The organism is Spirulina subsalsa FACHB-351 (assembly GCF_026130165.1).
GTDB lineage: Bacteria > Cyanobacteriota > Cyanobacteriia > Cyanobacteriales > Spirulinaceae > Spirulina_A > Spirulina_A subsalsa_A.
Genome location: NZ_JAIHOM010000006.1, coordinates 1 through 18,773 on the forward strand (window position 1 = coordinate 1; position 18,773 = coordinate 18,773).

Consider the following 18,773-nt stretch of genomic DNA (forward strand, 5'->3'; position numbering starts at 1 on the left):
ACCCCAACACCCCCAACCCCCAAGTCTCTGAACTTCCCCCCCTCCTCAACCACGTGCAAAGCGTAATCTACACCGGAGACGTTAACGCATTGCCCCCCTGGATCGACGTAATCGCCCAATACCTCGGCATCGGGAGCGAAACCCTATTATTCGACTTCCGACAGCCTAACGACGATTTAAAAGCCAGTTGGGGCGCTGTAGATGACGTGGTGATGGGGGGAGTCAGTGCCAGTGGGATTCGTTGCCTCGAAGGACGGGCAATCTTCGCGGGAAACGTTTCCACAGCCAACTCCGGGGGGTTTGCCTCAGTCCGTAACCGCAACTTTGACCCTCCCCTCGACCTTTCCCACTACGACGGGATTCAACTGCGCGTTAAAGGAGACGGTCAACGGTACAAACTCATTTTACGCAGTGAGGGGCGTTGGGATGGCGTGAGTTATTGTTACTCCTTCGATACCGTCGCCGGGGACTGGATAACCGTCTCCATTCCCTTTCGGGATCTTCGTCCCGTTTTCCGCGCCAAAACCCTTACCAATGTAGGGGAATTTGATGCCAGTCGCACCTATTCTTTCCAGATTATGCTGAGTAAATTTGAGTATGATGGGGCGCTGAATCCTCATTTTACGGCGGGAGGATTTAGTTTAGAAATAGCCACAATTCAAGCCTATGGGGGTGTTGTTACACCTAAGTTAATTGTTTTTACCAATCGTGACTTGCCATCGGTCATTGAGAGTGGTTTAAACCAAAGTGGTTTAGCCTATAAAATCCTTGAAATGGGAGACACCGGAGAAGCCATGGCGGAACAAATTCTTAAGGTTTTATCTCCTGTAAGTTGACATCCCCCCCCACCGTAAACGGACGGGGATTCCATCTATTTCAACAGGTCAAAAATTGACAATTGATAAGATTAGTGTTTCAGTTTTTATAGAGTTTATTAATTTTCGTGCTACCTTAAGATGAAGGAATTTTGGGGCTTGGTCGCCATTTATCCCGTCGCCAACGTTCCTTACGGCACGGGCAAAACTTGGCCCCATTCAGATCAGGAAAGAGCCTGTATTGAGGTTTCCTTCCGTCTAGAGCATGGGAGAAGCATTGAGAGTGAAAACGGCTTATCGTTGGTATCGTCAGACCCTACATAACCCCCAATATCGTTGGTGGTTAATTTTGGGCAGTTTGTTATATCTAATTAGTCCGTTAGATTTATCCCCAGATGTGATTCCACTGTTAGGACAAATTGATGATCTCGTCTTGCTGACGATTCTTTTTACGGAAGTCTCACAACTGATTACCGATGCCTTGCGACCTCGTCCTCTAGAACCTCTGAGACGAGATGATGATCCTCGGGCGATTAACACTGTCGATGTAGATGCGGTAACAGTGCAAGATGACTAGGGGAATGGGGAGTCGGGAACGGGGGAGCGGGGGAGCAGGGGAGCAGGGGAGCAGGGGAGCAGGGGAGAAATTCCCTATTCTCTATTCCCTATTACCTATTCCCTATTCCCTATTCCCTGTTCCCTTGTGGATTACAAAACTCAAATGGAAACGCTATATAACCCTGATTAGAGAAATACTAAGCTATCCCTACTTGCTCTCATGACGACCTTTATAAAGCCCAATGACATAACCTAAAAACCCTGCACCTAATGCCGCTTGAGATACAAATAATAAGCTTTCAATTTCTCCACTCGGCGGCTCAAAAATCGACTCAAACCAGGGTTCATAATCCGGTTGAATTTCTGTAATCATTTCTTCACCTAGTCCATCGGCTCCCTCATAGTCTCCTCGAACAAATAGTAAAGGAGTTAGGGTTAAGACCAGGACAGCGAAAACAAGCCACCAGTTGCCTTGTTTGCTAGGTTTAATGTTAGATTGTGCCATGATTAATTCAAGATAGGGTAAGTGATTTTATCGGATTAAACGGCTCAAAAATTGGATAGTGAGTCCCCGTTTAAAGTAAAAATTCATTAACTTTGAGCAGGTTTTAATAGCTTCAAGGTTTGCAGTTCTGGGGCGGCATAGGACTGTAACCAGTTCCACACTAAGACGGTTAGAAAACCTTCGGTAATGGCGAGGGGAATTTGAGTGAGGGCAAAAATTCCGGCAAATTTGACAAAGGCGGCTAAAATGCCACCACTAGCGGCGGGAAAGGCAAGGGCTAACTGGATTGAGGTGACTAAATAGGTGCTTAAGTTGCCCAAGGCAGCGGCGCTAAAAATGCCGATTTTCTGCTGTCCTAATTTCAGGGCTATTTGATAAACAGCGTAGGCGACCCAAGGACCAACAATGGCCATAGAAAAGACGTTTGCTCCCAAGGTTGTAATCCCACCATGTGCTAATAAAAGGGCTTGAAAGATTAACACTAAACTACCTAAAACGGTCATTATGCCGGGCCCAAATAAAACGGCACCGAGTCCGGTTCCGGTGGGATGGGAACAACTCCCTGTGACGGAGGGTAATTTAAGAGCAGACAGGACAAAACTAAAGGCTCCTGCGAGTCCGAGGAGTAATTTTAATTCGGGATTTTGGCGGGTGATCTGAAGGAGCGATCGCAATCCCCAGCCAAAAAAGGGCAATGCCAACACCCACCACAATACAGCCCATTGTAGGGGTAAAAACCCTTCCATAATGTGCATCGCTTGGACGGGCTGGGCGGAACCGATTACTAAGTAGGCACTAAGTCCAGCTATGGCAGCTAACTGCCAACTCTTTTTTCTGTAATTCATCTGTACCTCGCAGATTGATTAAAGCGGTTAAGCCTCGGCGGGCATCCTGACTTAGGGATTTGTGTTCCCTTCACAGTTGCGGGACAGTGCTGGATTTGCACCAGTCTTTCCCCGTTACCTCTAATGGCTGTTCCCCATTAGAACCGAATTGGATTATTGACACTGTACCAGAAACCGGGGGCAGTGAAACCAGAAAAATAGCCTGAGAAACGTTCTCGGGTTTCACGGGGGATTTCAGATTTTTTTTGTATCCTAAAACACTCTTGCCTGCTATACTGTTGTGAGATGTTGGGAAATCGTACAATTTTCGGCATAAATGGTCGGGATTCCTGACTCCATCAGGCCTGACTAGATCAGGGAGATTAACTGCCCTTAACCCAGCTAGTTAAATCAGAGCAATCAAAAACAAAGGAAGGCCGATTAATTCGCCTGTAATGTTCTTCCCCCGTGAAAAACGAGGGTTTTCACACTTACTAAATTTGTCATGAAAGGTTCTATTTCTGCCACCCAGATCAAATTCCCGATTTTGTCCGAACCATTACGCCTCGGTAGCGAAGGACGCTTTGTGAAGGTTTTGCAACTGCAACTGGAGTCTCAAGGCTTTTTTTTAGGTCGTGTTGATGGTGTTTTCGGTAGAAATACCCTCGCTGCCGTCCGTGCCTTTCAAGCTGAGTTTGGGTTATCTATCGATGGTGTGGTAGGAGCAGCCACTTGGCGCAATTTGGGAGGAGAATACTATGGTCGGGAGAAGGTTGTATTCCCCATGAGTATTTTCTCTTAAATTAGCTCTCCGTCGGATCAGAATCCAGTTGGGCTTGACTTTGATCTCCCTGTCTGCTAAGGTTATTTTGCCAGTGGGGAACAAAGTTTCCTCAAAGGCAGTCTAGGGTTAAGTATCTAGAGTAAAGTTTCTAGAATCAACAACATCTAGAATGAACAACCTCTAGAGTTAACAAACTAGCAAGTTTCCATTCAACTTATAGAAATCACCAGTTTCCTAGATGAATTTCCCCGGCACCAGCTACTTTTATTTTTGGTTTAGACAGGTTCACCGAGGGTGAGTCCCGTTTAGGCTAGGGAAAGCAAAAGGGAAAACTCGGTGAACCGCAAGCACTTTAAAGGGCCTGCGGTTTTTGGTGTTTTAGGGGGTTCTACCCAAACACTAGACTCCATCGATTAGATTTCTCTCTCTTTTCTCGTTCACCCGTTTATCGCGGAGATACCCATGATCATTCCTTCTCCTGTTTGGTTTTTTGGTTTTTATTTTACTTGGCCTACTGGATAGTCCGAGCTTAGATCCTGTTGTATCTCCCTCTTGCTCGGACAGTGATTCCGAGCTTTTTTTTCGTCCATTATTCATGCTTTAAGGAAGGTTCACACCATGTCTCATTCTCAACTGATTGCCAAAAAACACGACCAAGATATGACCTTAGTCTCCCTGTCTTCAGAGGTGATTTTCGGGGGGGAAGAAGTGGTGATTATTGGCGGGCCTTGTTCGGTGGAAAGTCAGGAACAAATGGATACCGTTGCCGAAAAACTCAGCGCCGCTCCCGTCCAAGCGTTACGGGGGGGCGTTTATAAGCCCCGCACGCTGCCTTACTCCTTCCAAGGGTTAGGTCAAGCGGGATTGGAGATTTTAGCGCGAGTGCGTAGGGAGCATCAGATTCCGGTGGTTACGGAGGTGATGGCGATCGCACAAATTGAAGAACTCGCCGCCGTTGCCGATCTGCTGCAAGTTGGGAGTCGTAATATGCAGAACTTCGACCTCCTCAAAGCCCTAGGCCAGGCCGGAAAACCCATCTTACTCAAGCGAGGGTTAGCCGCTACGATTGAGGAATTCCTAGGGGCAGCAGAGTATATTGTCAGTCATGGCAACCCCCAAGTGGTGTTATGTGAACGAGGAATCCGTAGTTTCGACAACTTCACCCGCAATGTCTTGGATCTTGGGGCCGTGGTTGCCCTGAAACAACTCACCCATTTACCCGTAATTGTAGATCCCTCCCACGCCGTTGGGAAGCGGGAATTAGTCGCTCCCTTGGCCAAAGCGGCGATCGCCTGTGGAGCCGATGGGTTAATCATCGAGTGCCACCCGGAACCCGAGCAATCTATTTCTGATGCTCGCCAAGCCCTATCCTTAGAAGATATGGTCGCCCTCGTCCACAGTTTACAACCTGTTGCTGCTGCCATTGGTCGCTCCGTGAGAACTACTCCGGAGCGACAATTATTAGCGGCTTAGTTTAGCTGAATCAAGCCGGGGGGGAACAGGGAACAGGGAATAGGGAATTGATAATTGATAATTGATAATTGATAATTGATAATTGATAATTGTTCCCCCTCTCCCCCTCTCCCCTGCTCCCCTGCTCCCCTGCTCCCCTGCTCCCCTGCTCCCCTGCTCCCCCGCGAAGAGAGAAGAGAGAATTGAGAAGTGAGAATTATTCCTGACTCCCGACTCCCGATTGGGGGCCAAAGGGCAACTACGAACCCGATTTCCGAACTTTTTCAGCCAGCTCTAGTTCCACCGGGGGCGGTGCATTCGCCTCCTGTTGACGACGTAGCACCTGCTGTTGTTGGTCCGAGGCAAAAGGGGGAGAATTCCCCACCCCCGTTAAACTGTAGCTAAAACTCAACAACCGCAGCCAGAGCGCCGGATAATTCGGCTCTAACCACCTTTGCACCCCTGCTAATACTTGGGGCAACCAACCGCGAAACGCCCAGGCAATTAGGGAGTCCAGCCCAAACCAGAAATAACTGCCCAGCCAGCGCAGAAAATCCTTAGCTCCGGCCTGTTTCCAAATCCAAGGAATGAGGGCTGGATTCATAAACGCCGCCTTGATGGCTAAACGGTTAAACGTCAGCCAGTTAAAACGGTCTTTAATGAACGTATCGGCCACCTCGTAGGGTTCATTAGCCAATAAGCCAAAAAAGGTGTTTAACATGGCATTAATCCGTTCTGGGGGGAGCGTTTGTCCCGTCGGTACCATCATCCCCTTAGAAAATAGCCAAGTCACGGCGATATTGCTCTGATAAGCGCGGATTTGGTTCAAGTGTTGAGCTTGGAGTAAATCATGTTTCAGGGCTGTATCTAATAAATGGGTGAGACGGCCTAAATTGCGCACGAGAGAGCCAAACCCCGTAAACACTAGAGGGGATTGAAGGGAAGCCGCATCCCCAATGGCTAACAGCCGATCAAACGCCACCTTGCGATCGCCTCCCCCCACCGTAAAATGACCCGGAATATAGCCAAACGTCGCCTTTTTCCAGACCAAGGTTTCAGGATCACAACGTCGATATTCCGGCAAAATCGAGAAAAAGTCCTCATACATCTCCAACAACGACCCCGGATTATCCGGGTGGACTTGGTGATAGTGGAACAGATACAGCGTTAAATTATCCTCCTCAATCGGGAACAACTCCCAAATCAACTGACGGCCGCGGGAAATATCCCCATGAGAATGGAGAACATCCCCATATTCCGGGTCCCACACTTGGGGAGAAATGCCCGACAAAACCGCCCCCACCGTCGGACAAACACTATCAAACGCCCGTCCTCCGTTGAGTTGCCAAGCAATCGGGGAAGCCGTTCCCATCGCATCAATTAGCAACCGTCCCGTCACCGTTTTAGCCCTTCCCGTATCCAACTCCGTCGTCTGGACTTGTACCCCACTTTCCCCAATATCCACCCGAGAAAATTCGGTAAAATCCCAGATTTCACCCCCAGCGGCTTTTAACTTATCGCCACAAAGCTTTAATAATTTACTAGAATCCACCGCAATATTTAACACCGTGGGCGTGTAGAGAATATTAGCCTTTAAATGGGGGGGATTATTGCCATCAAAAAATTTACTGAACCCATCCCGATATTCTCGTGCAATAATAGATTCAAACTCATCTGGTGAAAAGAGTCCCAAATCGATTAAACTCTGGAACTCTGCCCTAGAAATATTCCACTCTCGGTTCATCCGACCGAAGCCCAGACGTTCGACCACAAGAACTTTATAGCCCCGCCTGGCCATCACGGCGGCATGAATAACCCCTAAAGCCCCTCCGATATAGATGAGGTCGTATTCTGGGGCAGGGGTTTGAGCGTTGGTTAAGGGAAAAACAACTGATTTCGGATTTTGCGGGGTGCAAACACTTTCCCGCCAACGCTTCTCCCACCAGTAGGCCCGTTGTAAATCCTGTTCCCCGTGGGGCATTTTCTGGAAAAAATGCACCGTCTGGGGGTAGTAGGGCGCAAGGGCGCTAAAAATTGACTGTTGACTGAGATCAATGTCCGGCGGTGCTGGATACCGTTGCGGGAATTGTTGTCTCAAGTCGGCTTCGAGTTGAGCTAATAGCCGAGATTCTTGGGGGAGGGGGATTTTTCCCCACCGAAACACTTTAAGATAGGTGGTGCGCTGGACTGACCAGAGGAAAATTGATAGTTCAGTCTCTGGAATGTTCTCCCTAGGTTGTGAAGATTTATGGGGAAATTGCCAGCGAATGCCATCGGGAGTGTTAAGTTTTTGTCCGAGTTCGGGTCGCCATTGGTCATGGAGCCAAGCTAACACCGCTTGAGTTTCCGGTGTCGGAAGTTCAACATAAAGGAGTTCTTTCATTGGGATTCTTTTCACTAACCAGAGCGTGGGGATTACTTAAGGATGAGAAGGTCGTAAAATCCTTAGAATGTTTTAAAGAAAGTTTACACTGTTGCCGTTGCCGATTTTTGACCAGTTACTAGGGTGACTTAGGGTACGCCATGAATTATCCCATTCCTAAGAGTTCAGAAGAAATTCAAGCCCTCCAGCACCGTCCGGTGAATGAGGAGTTAGTCGCGGCTGCGATCGCAGGAGTGATCCAAATTGCCCGCGCCCAAGGAAAATCCCTCTCCGATCTCACGGCAGAGGTCTTGACGGATCATAACCTACTCGATGGCGCTCAACGACGTTGGCTGAGTGAGTTAGTGACCCATGCTTGGTACAGTTTACCGATGGGGGAATGATCTGGGTTGATAGGTAGGGCTTGCTGAATAACTCTACTCGTGGGGCTAGGGAATAGGGAATAGGGAATAGGGAATTTCTCCCCTGCTCCCCTGCTCCCCCGCTCCCCTGCTCCCCTGCTCCCCTGCCCCCCGAGTTATTCAGCAAGCCCTAACTCCTTAGAACGAGCATAGGCGGCTTTAACGGCCTCAATCACTGCCGAACGAAACCCCTTGGATTCTAATAGGGCAACCCCAGCAATAGTTGTCCCGGCCGGACTCGTTACTTGGTCTTTTAATAGGGCAGGATGTAGCCCCTTGTCCTGCATTAACTGAGCCGTGCCTAGAACGGTCTGTACGGCCAGTTGTTGGGCAATGCCTCTAGAAAGTCCAGCCGCTACCCCGCCATCGCTCAGAGCTTCAATCATCAGGGCAACGAAGGCGGGACCAGAACCGGATAATCCGGTCACGGCATCCATTTGACTTTCCGGCACTTGGACAACCTGCCCGACCACGGCAAAAATGTTCTGAGCGAGGGTGATGTGTTCTGGGCGAGTTTGGGTTCCCGGTGCGATCGCCGTCATCCCAGCCCCCACCATTGCCGGAGTATTCGGCATCACCCGAATAACCGCCTGCTGGGGAAAAGCCGCTTCCAGCCTGACCAACGGCACCCCCGCCAAAATCGATAAAACCAACGCCGAACAACCACAACGCGCCTCAAGGGGCAAATCCTCCACCACCTGATCTAAAACTTGGGGTTTCACAGCCAATAACAACCCCTCAGTCGCCTCCAACGTCTCTACATTATTCCCCGTCACTTGGACTTGATAGGTCGCCGCCAAAAAATCCCGCCGTTCCCCAGAAGGTTCACTGACAATCACCTCATAGGGAGCATATAAATTCTGAGCTAATAAACGAGAGAGCAGCGCCTCCCCCATCACACCCCCACCAATGAAACCAAACCGAATCGTCATAATTCTTCAATCTTCCTCCAAATCCACACCCAAAGCCTGCAAACGTGCGGCTAAACGTTCGGCTCGTTCCCGCTCCTGTTCGGCTCGTTCCCGCTCCTGTTCGGCTCGTTCCCGTTCCTGTTCGGCTCGTTCCCGCTCCTGTTCAATTTGTTCTGCGCCCCATAACAACAACTCTCCCCCTTCATCCCACCAACGCAACCAATAAGCGTTAAAGTTTTCCCGGGTTCCTTGCCAAACGCCAATCATTAAGTTCATGGGTTCGATCCAATAACGTCCCTCACTATTGGCTGTTTGTAGGGTGTAGCGTTCTGATTCGAGGCGATAGACTTCGATTTGTCCGGTGTAAGGGTTAAAAATCACATAGTAGGGGACTTGAAGAATTTGCTCATAAAAAAACCATTTTCCGGGGGGATAGGTGGGTTTATTGGAGTATTCATGACCATCGGTGTCGGAGAGGAATTCCATGACGATAGTAGGGCGCTCTCCTTGCAACTGGGGTGTATAACTCCGGATGACTTCCTCCATCGGGACGGAAATATTGGCGATATAACACCAGTCTGGGGCTTTAACTACGATTTTGCCGTTAACTGTGGCACAGATACCGTAATTGGTTGTGGCGAGGGTTTGGGCTGAGATGCGACCAGCCCGCGCTAAACTCTCGGTGAGGGCAAAGGCTAGGGCTGGCTGTTGAATGTTGTCCACAGGATCATCGGGTAAAACGTAGTCGTCGGGAAGTTTTTCCCAAGTGATTTTATAGGAAATTGGAGTGGCAATCATCGTTCAATTATCCGTTCTTAATGATGAAGCTTACCCCACCTGCAAGGGCGCAAGGGGGGGAATACGGGGGCGAATCTATTAAAAAAGGAGAGAACTGGATGAACTCTCTCCTTGGTCTATTTTATACTATATGTAATTTTGATGTGAACTACTGCACCATGCGACTGGGATCCATACCCCAAGCAGAGGACCCAGGGGAGGTGGGACGGACGGCACTTAGGGGAGAGTTGGGGACTTCATGAACTCCACCGGATTGGGTGCTGACTTGGACACAACTGGGGGTGAAGAGGAAAATACTCTCGCCGATGCGTTCTTGATGGCCGTCGATGGCGTAGGTGCCACCTGCTACAAAGTCTACGGCCCGTTGTGCTTCGTCGGGGTCAATTACGGTTAGGTTTAAAACGACGGATTTCCGTTCCCGTAAGGCTTGAATCACTTGGGGCATTTCTTCAAAAGAGCGGGGTTCAATGACCACCACTTCAGATATCCCATTCGCTCCCGGCATTCCAATCACGTTGCTCCTCGCTGTTGTTGTAGGTCCCATACTGGTTTCAGGTGTAGTTACGGTTGGACGTTCTCTTGTCGTCCGTCTGGGGCGTTGACGTTCTTCTTCTACTACCGCAGGGGGGTTTTCCTGTTGATAGAGATTCTGGTAATCGTTCCCGTCCATGTCTTCTTCATAATACTCGTATTCCTCGGATTCGTTGAGACCGACAAAATCTCTTAGCTTGGTAAAGATGTTATTCACTGTTGACTCCCTAATACTAGATTGAGTTCGTTAATCTATTCCGCCTCTGTCGCACTGCCAAGACTAGGGGTAGGCTTTTAGAAAATTACCCGGGACGGGTGCGAGACAAGCCCCGTTTCACTGGCTGGCCGCTAAATGCCCCGGATGGGGAATGGTCGGCATATCAACGGGAATTCAATCTCCATCGAAGAAACGGGGGCTGGAAGCATAATTTTCCTCTTGTTCGATGTATTTTATCCCATCTTGTCTACAGGGACTGGTCGAATTGTCCTGTTTCGGTTAGGGCTTGGAGGATGGGTCATTCTCATTCTGAGAGGCTTGGTGATTCTCATTCTGAGAGGCTTGGCGATTCTCATTCTGAGAGGCTTGGCGATTCTCATTCTGAGAGGCTTCGCGATCGCCAAAAATAATCCGTCCTAAACGAATCATCGTGGCTCCGGCTTGGATTGCCCAGGGATAATCCCCAGACATCCCCATAGATAATTCCTCCATCTTGAGGTTAACCCAAGTTTGTTGACCAATATTCTCGCGCAAATCCTGTAAATCCTCAAATGCTTTTAATATCTCGGCTGCCGTTAAGCCCAGAGGCAAAATTGTCATCAAACCTTGAATCTTCAAAGCATTGAGATGATCTAAGGCTGCGAGATCGGCTTGCAGTTGGGCAGGAGTCCAGCCGTACTTGTCGGGATCGGGGCGAATTTTTACCTGTAGCAAAATGTGGGGAGACTGGGGGAATTCGGGGGCGATTTGGTTGAGGCGTTGGGCGAGTTTTAGACTGTCGCAGGTGTGAATCCAGTGGAAGTGTTCGAGGGCTTTGCGGGCTTTATTGGTTTGTAGGTGGCCGATAAAATGCCATTGAATATCGGTTAGGTCTTGTAAGGCTTGTTGTTTGGGGATCGCTTCTTGAATGCGACTTTCGCCAAAATCCCGGATTCCGGTGGCGTAGGCTTCCCGAATGGCGGCAGGGGGAAAGGTTTTACTGACGGCAATGAGACGCACCGAGGGGGGTACAGTTTGACGCAAATGGGCGAGGTTTTGGGCGATCGCACTAGACATGAGGACAAGGGGGAAGCTAATGGAAGGTGCGCTGATAAATTAAATTCAGCGCGGTGTAGTCTTCACTGGCATTTAGACGCCGCAGTTTACGGAGACGATTCTCCACAATTAAACGGGCGTCGGAACGCCCAATGGGGTCAAAAATCAGCCCTTCTGGACTTTGGGTGACGAGGAAGAATAAACGCTGGGCGTAAAGAGTTGTGAACAACTCTTGATGTTGTTCAATGGGACACACTTGAAAGAGCAAACCAAAGGTAGGATGATTAATATATGTTTCGTTATTCTTCATTCACTTCACACAGAAGAATGCTCCTGCCCAAATGGGGAGCGTGAAAACGCCAAGTTTTGAAGGGACTGTCATCAAAATTTAACATACCGCCTAGCTATAATATCTTGCTTTGGGGTCAGGAGACTAGCCTTTCAGGGAACCAATCATTGAACTCATATCCTAGGGGTAATTTATGGATTACCCCTAGGACAACCTATTTAGGATTACTATACAGGCTCAAAGTTTAACCGTGGGGAAGTGGGGTTTACGGGAATAACGGGTCATGTCCTCAAAGTGTTGTAATTCGGCTTGTTCTAAGGTGAACACTTGGGGGTCAGTGCCAATCCAACGGTCGTTAAAGTTGACGAGGATATTAGACAGGCGATCGCGGTCGAGGGTGGGGGGAATCTGATTAAAGTAACAGAGGGTAATATGGGCGGTAAAGCGATATTGCTGTTCAATGCCTAAACCAATTAGTTCGGCATTTTGATAGAGAGAACGTCGCAGGGTCCTAAGTTTTTCGTGGGAGGTTTCATTTTGGGGGATGAGTCCCACGGCAACGGCCCGAGGTCGTACAATGACTCCCACCAGTTGAAAGGTGAGGGGACTTGAATCGGTGAGATGATATTGATACTGTTGGAAACTGTGGGCAATGCGATCGCACAGTTTTTGTTCATACTCTCCATCCTGCGACACGGCATCCTCATAGGCCCCATCCCAAATCAAATCGGCTAAGGTTAGATGAAAACTATCGGGAGGCACTGGAATCACTAAATCGCCCAATGTGGCGACTAATTCGGCCTGATCCTGTCTGAGTTGCGCATAAAACCCGTCATTGACCTGATCTTCTGGGCAAGCCGGGCTATTGATAGTGTATCCCGGGAAGGGAGTAGCTTTCCCCCCCTCAAACTTGGGAGATTTCTGGATGGTTTGGAGTTGACTTTGATAACTGGCAGGTAGCGTCAACTTTGCTACGCGGTTAAGGTATGCTTGATAAGTTTCGTCCAATCTAAATCGCCTCCGACTTGTTCTAATTGATTGTAGGTTTTTCGGTTGCAATTAAAAAGTTTTGTAAATTTTTTTCATAATCATGGGTCTGTATTTGTTTTGGGGCGAGGATGATTTTGCTATGAATGAGGCGATCGCAACCTTAAAAAGCACTATCCTTGACGAAAACTGGGTTCAGTTCAATTATGATCAAATCCCCGGAGACAGTCCCGACAATGTTATTCAAGCCCTCAATCAAGCCATGACACCCCCTTTCGGGATGGGAGGTCGTTTGGTCTGGCTGGAAGAAACCACCCTGTTTCAACAATGTTCTGATGCCTTGCTGCAAGAACTTCAGCGCACCCTGCCTCATCTTCCCCCGACCTCTACCCTGTTGTTTTCCTGCCGCAAAAAACCCGACGGCCGCAACAAAGCCACTAAACTCCTACAAAAACACGCTGACATCCGGGAATTTTCTCTCATTCCCCCTTGGAATACCGATGCTATCCTGAAAAAAGTGCGCCAACAGGTACAGGAAAAGGGCTTACGACTGACCCCAAAAGCGGTTCAAGTCTTAGCGGAGTCCGTAGGTAATGATACCCGCTTTCTCTATGGGGAATTGGAAAAACTCCGTCTGTACAGTGAAGGGAGTCCTCATCCTCTTGATGAAAATGCGATCGCCCGTTTAGTGGTGGCCAATACCCAAAACAGTCTACAACTCGCCGCCGCCATTCGAGACGGCAAAACCCCCCAAGCATTAGGGTTAGTGAGTGATTTACTCAACCGCAATGAACCCGCTTTACGCATTGTCGCCACCCTAATCGGGCAGTTTCGCACCTGGTTGATTGTCAAATTGATGATGGAAAGTGGGGAACGAGATGAAAAGGCGATCGCCTCAGCCGCCGATATTAGCAACCCCAAACGCATCTATTTCCTGCGCAAAGAAGTGCAATCCCTCCCCTCCGCCAAACTCTTAGCCACCCTTCCCCTCTTTCTCGACCTAGAACTGAGTTTAAAGCGAGGAGCCGACCCTTTAGAAACCTTAGAGCGTAAAGTTGTTGAATTATGTGCCGTTTGTCGTAGCGAATACCTGCCTTAAATCCTATTCCCTATTCCCTTGTTGAGTATAGCGTTATTTTTTTAGCAAGCCCTAGTTAACCCTCGGACTCTGGCACATCAATTAAGATTAACTTCCGTACAATAGGCTGTTGATTATTCGCCCGTTGTAGCCGACGAATTTTAAACAATAGTCGCCAAGTTGCCCAAGAAAAACTCATGGGCAAAGAAAGCTGAAAAGCCTTCAACCAATTGTGACTCTCTAGTGCCATCTGGATTAAACGAATTTTTAAATAAATTTGCAATTCCCGAATATTTGATAAAGATTGCTCCGCCGTATCATTTAAAAACTTGGCAAGTTTTAGGACTAATATCTTATTGGGATGAATTTCTTGAATAAATGTAATGTTGTTTTTAACAATTCTGGGAAATAAACACAGAAATAATAATTGCCAACACAGGAGACTCAAACAGGCAGAGGAGAATAAAATTAAGGCTTGCTTCTTGCTACCCTTTTTAAAAGCGACCAGTCCCCATCTGAGTTTTATATATTTGCGTAATAATGCTAAACGCTCACAACTCCATTGATAGTCAGCCGTATCTAAGAGAATTTGCGAGGAATATTTAAAGGTAGAATAGTGAGGATAGAGTAAAAAGTTAACCTGATTTTCATGTTTAAAGCGCTGAAGTAATAACCTCCAAGCCATCAGGGAAAAGGTCGAACCTTTGGAGAGTTGGGCAGCTTTAAAAACCTTACCTTGTTTCAGGGCAACTAAACTCCAATGAAGTTTTAAATATTCCTCAATATTTTGTAAACTGGGAATCGTAGAACGATATTTTTGATTGACGAGGGCGTAGATTCGTTTTTTGATAATAATATGGGTATCAAGACGAGTTTTAAGGGAGAATTTTTGGTTATAAGAACCAGTCCAAACCGTGCGATAGGCTAAACAGGAGTTGATAAAAATAGCATCGCCAAACTGGGTGATTTTCACCCAAGAATCAATGTCATCAAAATTAGCATCTAGGGTAGAATCCCAGCCTCCTGAACGTAAAAAGGCATCCCGACGAAAGGCCACTTGGACTGGGGTGCCAAAGGGAACCGCTTCTAATAACATTCCGTGATGGATGTCTTCTTGGGGGATGTAAAAGGCTTTACCGGGGCCGACTTTTTCAGTGATGAATAATAGTTCTTCTTGTTCAGTCACTTGTGCGGCACGACAGGAACAGATGACCGCTTGGGGTCGGAGGGCGATCGCACGGCTCATTTCTTCGATACAATTTAAGGCCAAATAATCATCATCGTCCAACCCTTTAATCCAGTCCCCTGTGGCGCGATAGACCCCAGCGTTGACGCTTTCAGAATGACCTAAATTCTGCTCATTACGATGATAAATTAAACGATTATCCCCTTGACGAGTCAACTCGGCAACCCGTTGAGTCACATACTCTTGAGTCCCATCGGAAGAACAATCATCTACGACGACCACTTCACAAGGGACGGTTTGATTGAGAGACGTAGCGATAGCTCGTTTCAACAAAGACAAGCGATTATACGTTGTGATGACGATGCTAAATCTCATCTTGTGACCCCTAGCGATAACGGTCTTTGTTCAATCTTACCCAGAAGGAGATAGGATGTGTCTCCTATCTCCTGTTTAGTCGGGGAGAGTTCCGGTCAATTAGTCCAGAAAATACTCAGGTGTCCAAGTTCCATGTAGTCCATAAGGAATATGGTGTTTTAAGTGTAATGTAGCGATCGCACCCTGGGCTAAATCCTGAGCATCCAAGATGACCAGCTTAGACCGATGATGACTTGCATCATACACTAAAACCAACAACCATCCCTCATCTTCAGCCTCCCCCTCCGGTTTCGGCACAAAGATCGGTTCACCCACATAACCCCGAGGAGCAAAAGAATAACAATCGCTCCGTTTCTCCCATAAATCCATCTTCACCACAGCCTGTAAAGGCGCATTGCCTCCCGTTGCATGGCCTGCCCCGAGATACACATAGCGCGCATTGCGTCCCACCTTCTCAGGATGAACGACGGGAAACTCACAACAGCGTTCACCCCAACACTCCCGTTTCACCGTTTGCTGGTCTAAATCCAAGTGAAAACGCCACAGCAGCCCCGGTTCCAAAGCCTCAAAATCTACCTCGCGGAAATCCACCTCATTTTTCAGTTTCACATAAGAAGCATAACAAACCGAATCTACCGCTATCTTCCGCTCATCCACCTCAAAGGCATTGGCATGGTGGAAAATAAACCCAGCCGGACTTTCCAAAATTTGCACCCCTTGAGAGGCATTCACATCCCGAGGAATGACAATAATCCGCGTCGGTTGTTCTGTTTGTAAGTCCATACATTCTCCGGCTCCCCGTAGTCCCAATAAATAGGGCAAAGGATTAAATTTCACCGGATTTTGAAAGAAAATATAGTAGTGGGGCGTGAGGGCAAAATCATGAATAAAGGCAAAACCCGGCACAGAATGCACCTGTTGCCGCCGTAATTTCCCCTCTAGACTGAACTCATAAACCCGAATCTGAGTCGAAGCGCCCACTTCAGTAGAGAAATTAACTAAACAGGGTTCACCCCCATCCCAAATCGAAGCTGGGTCTAGGCGAGGGTGTGCCGCAAAGGCCTGTCCGGGTTTGAGCATCCCCCCAAGATAATCTAACCCCACCGTCTCCAAATTTTTAGGGTCTAAGCGATGAGGTTCTGCCCCTTCCCACAGGGCGAGTAATTTTCCACCCCAATATAAAACATTAGTATTGGCAATATTTTTGAACTGCATATCTAATAAATTCGCCAACCAGCCCCCCGGTTTTTGGGTACCGAAGACCCCCCGATAGAGGATTTTCCCGGCCGCTTGTTCTTTCAGAAAGCCCTCGGTACGGACAAAGCGATTCTGAAAATGAACCCGCCCCCCGCGAAAACTGAAGGCACAGACCATCCCATCCCCATCAAAGGGATGTTTAATACTTTGTCCGCCAATGTCAAATAAACCCGGACCGTTACGGAAGAATGTCCCCTCTAGTTGAGTCGGGACTTCTCCCTCTACCTCGTCAATCCAGTAGGCCGATTCTTGCCGGAGGGATTCATAACCCCCTTGCCAGTCTTTGAGGTTGTAGGATAGGTTTGAGCGTTGGGGGGTGGATACAGTGGGCGATAGGTTAACCATAGTCTCGAAAACACCAGTGAGTTGTATAGGGTTATTGCTTTTAAGGTAACAAATTGTTAAGACACTCGGTTCTCTGACAAGGTGATCTCAGCCCAAGGCGATCGCCGCCATTTTTGAGTGGCGGCGAGGGTGCTGCGACCATAACAGGTTCGTAGTTGCGCTTTAGCGCCAAATACAGGTTCTCTGTGATTTGGTGGGATGAGGATGTCAAAAACCTAAAGAATTTAACAAACTTCTGCCTTCTGTTTCCAGACATCCGTCACGATAGAAAACAGAACGCTTATATAAATTTGACCATGTTAGAACATGATGTAATTATTGTAGGTGGTGGTTTAGCGGGCTGTCGCGCTGCCCTAGAAATTAAAAAAATTAACCCCAGCTTAAATGTGGGTTTAGTGGCAAAAACCCATCCTATCCGCTCCCACTCCGTCGCAGCCCAGGGGGGGATTGCGGCAACGTTGAAGAATGTGGATCCCGAGGATAGTTGGGAAGCCCATGCTTTTGATACAGTGAAGGGATCCGATTATCTGGCCGATCAGGATGCGGTGGAGATTCTGACCAAGGAAGCGCCCGATGTAATTATTGATTTAGAACACATGGGGGTACTTTTTTCCCGCTTACCCGATGGTCATATTGCCCAGCGCGCCTTTGGGGGCCATTCCCACAAACGGACCTGTTACGCGGCCGATAAGACGGGTCACGCCATTTTACATGAGTTGGTCAGCAATCTCCGCCGTTATGGGGTACAGATTTATGATGAGTGGTATGTGATGCGCCTGATTTTGGAGGAGGATGAGGCGAAAGGGGTGGTGATGTTCCATATTCTGGACGGTCATCTAGAGGTGGTGCGGGCGAAGGTGGTGATGTTTGCGACAGGGGGCTATGGTCGGGTATTTAACACTACCTCTAATGATTTTGCCTCCACAGGAGACGGTCTAGCCATGTGTGCAATGGCGGGATTGCCTCTGGAAGATATGGAGTTTGTGCAGTTTCACCCGACGGGGTTGTATCCGGTGGGGGTGTTGATTTCTGAGGCGGTACGGGGGGAGGGGGCTTATTTACGCAACAGTGAAGGCGATCGCTTTATGGCCAATTATGCGCCCAACCAAATGGAGTTAGCCCCTCGGGATATTACCTCCCGGGCCATTACCCTAGAAATTCGTGCCGGGCGAGGAATCCATCCCGATGGCAGCGCCGGAGGGCCCTTTGTCCATCTCGACTTACGCCACATGGGGGAAGAAAAAATCATGAGTCGGGTTCCCTTCTGTTGGGAAGAAGCCCATCGTTTAGTCGGAGTCGATGCGGTTCATGAACCCATGCCTGTGCGCCCAACAGCCCACTATTCTATGGGGGGAATTCCAGTCAATACGGATGGACAGGTGCGACGCAGTGGCGATCGCCTCGTTGAGGGATTTTTCGCCGCCGGAGAATGTGCCTGTGTGTCCGTCCATGGCGCTAACCGTTTAGGCAGTAACTCCCTCTTAGAATGTATCGTTTATGGCCGTCGCACCGGACGCTCTATTGCAGAATATGTCCAGACCCGCAAAATGCCCACATTCGACGCGCAATTCTACATCACAGAAGCCGAAAAACGCATTCAAGGCCTATTGAACCAAAACGGGACCATGCGCATCGGAGCCCTACGTTCTGCCTTTCAAGACTGTATGACCGAACATTGCGGCGTATTCCGCACAGAATCCGTCATGGCACAAGGATTAGAGGCCATTCAAGAACTCCAAGCCCAATATCCCCAAGTTTATCTAGATGACAAAGGAACTCACTGGAATACAGAGTTAATTGAGGCCTTAGAATTAGGTCATTTAATGGTCGTCGGGGAAATGATTTTAACCTCCGCCTTGCACCGGAAAGAAAGCCGGGGAGCGCACTCCCGGGAGGATTATCCTCAACGCCATGATGGGGAATTTCTCAAACACACTTTAAGTTATTATTCCGCCGCCGGAATTGATTTGGAATATATGCCCGTAGTAGTGAATCGTTTTGAACCCAAGGAACGAAAATATTAGCACCCCCCTATTTCAGGT

Annotated in this window: 17 protein-coding genes, 1 pseudogene and 1 riboswitch; of the genes and pseudogenes, 7 read left to right on the forward strand and 11 right to left on the reverse strand. The window is 48.4% G+C overall.

Annotation, left to right across the window (positions count from 1 at the left end; all coding sequences use genetic code 11):
• Positions 1-836, forward strand: an 836-nt coding sequence (locus K4A83_RS01815) for a CIA30 family protein (RefSeq protein WP_265262670.1), incomplete at its 5' end; no start/stop codon positions are given.
• Positions 837-1,080: 244 nt separating this feature from the next.
• Complete coding sequence (locus K4A83_RS01820; RefSeq protein ID WP_265262671.1) at positions 1,081-1,392, forward strand: YkvA family protein; 312 nt, start codon at positions 1,081-1,083, stop codon at positions 1,390-1,392.
• Positions 1,393-1,581: 189 nt separating this feature from the next.
• Here the strand turns inward: K4A83_RS01820 and K4A83_RS01825 are convergent, their stop codons facing one another.
• Both K4A83_RS01825 and K4A83_RS01830 read right to left on the reverse strand, forming a co-directional pair.
• Positions 1,582-1,878, reverse strand: coding sequence for an energy-coupling factor ABC transporter substrate-binding protein (locus tag K4A83_RS01825; protein ID WP_265262672.1), 297 nt, complete (start codon positions 1,876-1,878; stop codon positions 1,582-1,584).
• An 86-nt stretch (positions 1,879-1,964) separates the two neighbouring features.
• A complete protein-coding gene (locus tag K4A83_RS01830; protein ID WP_265262673.1) occupies positions 1,965-2,723 on the reverse strand; it encodes an energy-coupling factor ABC transporter permease in 759 nt (252 codons plus the stop codon).
• 19 nt (positions 2,724-2,742) lie between these two features.
• Positions 2,743-2,886, reverse strand: a riboswitch (cobalamin riboswitch).
• A 321-nt stretch (positions 2,887-3,207) separates the two neighbouring features.
• Here K4A83_RS01830 and K4A83_RS01835 point away from each other — a divergent pair.
• Both K4A83_RS01835 and aroF read left to right on the forward strand, forming a co-directional pair.
• Positions 3,208-3,504: a peptidoglycan-binding domain-containing protein gene (locus tag K4A83_RS01835; RefSeq protein ID WP_265262674.1), complete on the forward strand. Its 297-nt coding sequence runs from the start codon at positions 3,208-3,210 to the stop codon at positions 3,502-3,504.
• A gap of 570 nt (positions 3,505-4,074) precedes the next feature.
• Entirely contained in the window at positions 4,075-4,959 is an 885-nt protein-coding gene (aroF, locus tag K4A83_RS01840; RefSeq protein ID WP_321160989.1) for a 3-deoxy-7-phosphoheptulonate synthase, read from the forward strand.
• Positions 4,960-5,197: 238 nt separating this feature from the next.
• Here aroF and K4A83_RS01845 read toward each other — a convergent pair whose 3' ends face one another.
• Positions 5,198-7,321, reverse strand: coding sequence for an NAD(P)/FAD-dependent oxidoreductase (locus K4A83_RS01845; protein WP_265262675.1), 2,124 nt, complete (start codon positions 7,319-7,321; stop codon positions 5,198-5,200).
• Positions 7,322-7,461: 140 nt separating this feature from the next.
• Between K4A83_RS01845 and K4A83_RS01850 the strand changes: the two genes are divergently transcribed.
• Positions 7,462-7,704: a hypothetical protein gene (locus K4A83_RS01850; RefSeq protein ID WP_265262676.1), complete on the forward strand. Its 243-nt coding sequence runs from the start codon at positions 7,462-7,464 to the stop codon at positions 7,702-7,704.
• 134 nt (positions 7,705-7,838) lie between these two features.
• On the opposite strand, the gene proC is transcribed toward K4A83_RS01850, so the two are convergent.
• From proC to K4A83_RS01880, 6 genes and pseudogenes are all read right to left on the reverse strand, one after another.
• Positions 7,839-8,654: a pyrroline-5-carboxylate reductase gene (gene proC, locus K4A83_RS01855; RefSeq protein ID WP_265262677.1), complete on the reverse strand. Its 816-nt coding sequence runs from the start codon at positions 8,652-8,654 to the stop codon at positions 7,839-7,841.
• A gap of 6 nt (positions 8,655-8,660) precedes the next feature.
• Positions 8,661-9,431 (reverse strand): Uma2 family endonuclease, encoded by a 771-nt coding sequence (locus tag K4A83_RS01860; protein ID WP_265262678.1) that lies wholly within the window; start codon positions 9,429-9,431, stop codon positions 8,661-8,663.
• 148 nt (positions 9,432-9,579) lie between these two features.
• The gene (locus K4A83_RS01865; RefSeq protein WP_265262679.1) at positions 9,580-10,179 is read right to left on the reverse strand and encodes a cell division protein SepF; all 600 of its coding nucleotides are present in this window, start codon (positions 10,177-10,179) and stop codon (positions 9,580-9,582) included.
• A gap of 393 nt (positions 10,180-10,572) precedes the next feature.
• Positions 10,573-11,235 (reverse strand): annotated as a pseudogene (locus K4A83_RS01870) (YggS family pyridoxal phosphate-dependent enzyme); the annotation flags it as partial.
• Positions 11,236-11,251: 16 nt separating this feature from the next.
• Positions 11,252-11,524 carry a transcriptional coactivator PipX gene (gene pipX / locus K4A83_RS01875; protein WP_265262681.1) on the reverse strand — a complete coding sequence of 91 codons (273 nt, stop codon included), beginning with the start codon at positions 11,522-11,524 and terminating at the stop codon, positions 11,252-11,254.
• Between the two features lie 216 nt (positions 11,525-11,740).
• Positions 11,741-12,469: a 2'-5' RNA ligase family protein gene (locus K4A83_RS01880; protein ID WP_265262683.1), complete on the reverse strand. Its 729-nt coding sequence runs from the start codon at positions 12,467-12,469 to the stop codon at positions 11,741-11,743.
• A 124-nt stretch (positions 12,470-12,593) separates the two neighbouring features.
• Here K4A83_RS01880 and holA point away from each other — a divergent pair, with 124 nt between their 5' ends.
• Entirely contained in the window at positions 12,594-13,589 is a 996-nt protein-coding gene (holA, locus tag K4A83_RS01885; RefSeq protein ID WP_265262684.1) for a DNA polymerase III subunit delta, read from the forward strand.
• Positions 13,590-13,644: 55 nt separating this feature from the next.
• On the opposite strand, the gene K4A83_RS01890 is transcribed toward holA, so the two are convergent.
• The gene (locus K4A83_RS01890) at positions 13,645-15,129 is read right to left on the reverse strand and encodes a glycosyltransferase family 2 protein (RefSeq protein ID WP_265262685.1); all 1,485 of its coding nucleotides are present in this window, start codon (positions 15,127-15,129) and stop codon (positions 13,645-13,647) included.
• Positions 15,130-15,228: 99 nt separating this feature from the next.
• Positions 15,229-16,731 (reverse strand): carotenoid oxygenase family protein, encoded by a 1,503-nt coding sequence (locus K4A83_RS01895; RefSeq protein WP_265262686.1) that lies wholly within the window; start codon positions 16,729-16,731, stop codon positions 15,229-15,231.
• Positions 16,732-17,027: 296 nt separating this feature from the next.
• On the opposite strand from K4A83_RS01895, the gene K4A83_RS01900 reads away from it, so the two are divergent.
• Positions 17,028-18,755 (forward strand): succinate dehydrogenase/fumarate reductase flavoprotein subunit, encoded by a 1,728-nt coding sequence (locus K4A83_RS01900; RefSeq protein ID WP_265262687.1) that lies wholly within the window; start codon positions 17,028-17,030, stop codon positions 18,753-18,755.
• The last annotated feature ends 18 nt before the right edge of the window (positions 18,756-18,773 follow it).